At 40.6% G+C, this 3,879-nt stretch carries 1 protein-coding gene; it reads right to left on the bottom strand.

Features of this window, described 5'->3' with window-relative positions; all coding sequences use genetic code 11:
- On the bottom strand, window positions 1-3,879 hold a 3,879-nt coding region (locus ACTIEI_RS14735; protein ID WP_439507045.1), incomplete at both ends, for a beta strand repeat-containing protein.

Genomic DNA, 3,879 nt, shown 5'->3' with positions numbered 1-3,879 from the left:
GCTCCCGGCATTACCATCGCAACTAAACTAGTTCCTGTATTGCTAATTGGTATCGCTGCTACTCCGCCTATTGTTATCGATGTTGGATTACCTAAATTAGTTCCAGTTATAGTTACCAAGGTTCCAACTGGGCCACTTGTTGAGACAAATGAAGTAATTGTTGGTGGTGGTGGCAGCTCTATATTTTGAAAAATAGATAATGTCCTTGAATTATTATTTGCTACTACTAAATCAGGCTTACTGTCTCCATCGATATCGCCTATAGCTACTGCAACAGGGCCTGTTCCACTTGTAAAATCTATCTTAGCAGCAAAACTATTTGTGCTTATACTTCCACTAGAAGCTGTATTACGAAAAACTGATATTGTATTTGAACCAAAATTAGTTACAGTCAAATCGAGCTTACTATCCCCATTTATATCTCCTAACGTAACTGAATGAGGAGCTGATCCAGTTGTGAAGTCTACTTTTGCAGTAAAGCTACCGGCCTCAATACTTCCACTTGTAGCTGTATTGCGAAAAATAGATACAGTATTTGAAGAAGAATTAATTACTGCTAAATCATGCTTTCCATCTCCATCCAAATCGCCTATCGCAACTGATTGAGGACTTGAGCCAGTTATAAAATCTACCTTAGCAGCAAAACTATTTGTGTTTATACTTCCACTAGTAGCTGTATTACGAAAAACAGAGACAGTGTTTGAAGACACATTTGCTACTGCCAAATCTGGCTTCCCATCTCCATCTAAATCGCCTATCGCAACTGAACGCGACCCTACACCTGTTGTAAAATCTACCTTAGCAGCAAAACTATTTGTGTTTATACTTCCACTAGAAGCTGTATTACGAAAAACTGATACAGTATTTGAATTTAAATTTGCTATAACCAAATCAGGTTTGCCATCTCCATCCAAATCGCCTATCGCAAGTGATTGAGGTCTATCTCCGGTAGTAAAATCTACCTTAGCAGCAAAACTACCAGAACCAATACTTCCACTAGTTGATGTATTGCGAAAAACTGATACCGTATTTGAAGCGCTATTTGCTACTACCAAATCAGGCTTGCCGTCTCCATCTATATCGCCTATTGCAACTGAAACAGGACTAGCATCACCAGTAGCAAAATCTACTTTTGTCGCAAAACTACCAGAACCGATACTTCCACTACTAGCTGTACTACGATAGACAGAGACAATATTTGAAATTAAATTTGCGACAACTAAATCTGGCTTACCATCTCCATCTAAATCGCCTACAGCAAATGAACGAGGACTTGCTTCCGTTGCAAAATCAACCTTAGCTTGAAAATCGGCAGCGGTAATATTTGTCTTAGTAGGACTGTAAACAGGCGTAAAATTACGCAAACTATATGCTGCTAAACTAGTTCCAGTATTTAAAACAGTAATGGGTGCATAAGTAGCACCAGATGGAATTGTAACCGTTAAACTCGTTGCTGTTGCAGCAGTTACCGTAGCTCTTGTTGCACCGAAGAATACAGTATTATTTGTAGTTGTGGTATTGAAATTAGTTCCAGTAATAGTGACCACATCACCTGGCTTTGCATTTATGGGGCTGAATGAAGTGATGATTGGAGGTAACTGTATCTCTGCGTTACGTAATACAGATACATTATTTGAGCTAAAATTTGCTACCGCCAAATCAGCCTTTCCATCTCCGTCTAAATCTCCTATCGCAACTGAAGCAGGTCCTGTACCCGTTGTAAAATCTATCTTATCTGCAAAACTTCCAGACCCAATACTTCCACTAGATGCAGTATTGCGAAAAACAGATACAGTATTTGAAGCCCAAACTACCGCCAAATCAGCCTTTCCATCTCCGTCAAAATCTCCTATCGAAACATGCCCAGGAGTAGTTCCAATTGTGAAATCAACTTTAGCTGCAAAACTACCAGCTTCAATGCTTCCACCAGTTGATGTATTGTGAAAAACAGATATATTACTTGAAGATTGGTTTGCCACCACCAAATCAGGCTTTCCATCTCCATCCAAATCTCCTATAGCAACAGACCTAGGATTAGTTCCCGTTGTAAAGTCTACCTTATTAGCAAAACTGCTTGTATTAATACTTCCAGTTGTAGCTGTATTTCGAAATACTGATACAGTACTTGAAGTAAAATTTGCTACCGCCAAATCGGGTTTACTATCTCCGTCCAAATCTCCTATCGCAACTTCACGAGGATTATCTCCGGTTGCAAAATCTACTTTTGCTGCAAAACTACCAGATTCAATACTTCCATTTGTTGATATATTGCGAAAAACCGATACAGTGTTTGAGTTTTGATTCGCTACAGCCAAATCAGGCTTGCCATCTCCGTCTAAATCTCCTATCGCAACTGAAAAAGGTCGAAGCCCAGTTGTAAAATCCACCTTGGCAGCAAAACTACCAGAGCTAATACTTCCACTAGTTGATGTATTGCGAAAAACTGAAACTGAACTTGAACCAAAATTAGTTACGGCCAAATCAGGCTTGCCATCTCCGTCCAAATCGCCTATCGAAACTGCATAAGGAGTTGTTCCTGTTGTAAAATCTACCTTATCAGCAAAACTGCCAGACCCAATACTTCCACTAGTAGTGGTACTACGAAAAATGGATACAGTATTTGAGCCTCTATTTGTTACTGCTAAATCAGACTTACCATCTCCGTCCAAATCTCCAATAGCAACTGAATACGCATTTGTTCCTGTTGCAAAATCCTGCTTGGCTTGAAAATCAGTAGCAGTAATATTTGTTTTAGCAGGACTGTAAACAGGCGTAAAATTACGCAAACTATATGCTGCTAAACTTGTTCCTATATTTAATACTGTAATAGGCGCATAAGTAGCACCAGAAGGCACTGTAACCGTTAAACTAGTTGTTGTTGCAGCAGTTACCGTAGCCCTTGTTGCACCGAAGAATACAATATTATTTGTAGTTGTAGTATTGAAATTAGTTCCAGTTATAGTGACTACATCACCAGGTTTTGCAGTAATGGGATTAAATGAAGTTATTGTTGGAGGTGTGAGAGGTGTTACATAGCTATACACCCATGCAGCTCCTGCAGCACTGTTATCAATGTTCCCACCAATTATCGCTGTATTCCCATCTGCACTTATTGCTGCTGAAAAACCAAATTGTGAAGAACCTGCAGCTCCGCTACCGATTAATTTAACTCCACTTTGTGTCCAAACGCCATTATTGCGACTATACATCCAAGCAGCTCCTGCTTTACTATTATCATTATAACCCCCAACAATCGCAATATTACCATCCGCACTCAATCTAACTGAAGTACCTTGGCTTGACATCCCTATATTTCCTGTACCTACTAATTTTGCGCCTTGTTGGTTCCACACTCCGCCACTGCGGGTATAAACCCACACAGCCCCTACACTACTATTGTCACTCTGTCCACCAACCATTGCTGTATTACCATCCGCACTTAACCCAACTGACCAACCCTGACTTGCTGATCCTAAAGCTCCTGATCCAATTAATTTAGTCCCTTGTTGTGACCAAACTCCACCACTACGCGTAAACACCCATGCAGCTCCCGCATTACTGTTATCAACTGGTGCTCCTACTATTGCTGTATTACCATCTGCACTTATTGCAACAGAAAAACCTTGCTGCGATGCACCAGTACTACCAGTACCTACTAATTTATTTCCTTGCTGTGTCCACACTCCACCACTACGGGTATATACCCATGCAGCTCCAGCATTACTGTTATCAGCTGGTGCTCCTACTATTGCTGTATTACCATCCGCACTTAAAGCAAGTGAATATCCTTGTTGTGATGAACCACTACTACCTGTGCCTACTAATTTTGCGCCTTGCTGGCCATTGGGTGTTTGGCTGGCCGTTACCGTAAAGTTTCCT

The sequence above is a fragment of the Sediminibacterium sp. genome (genome assembly GCF_051860225.1).
In the GTDB taxonomy this organism is placed as follows: domain Bacteria; phylum Bacteroidota; class Bacteroidia; order Chitinophagales; family Chitinophagaceae; genus Sediminibacterium.
Note: the sequence above shows the minus strand (reverse complement) of the source record. Positions and strands in the feature narration are given on the sequence as shown.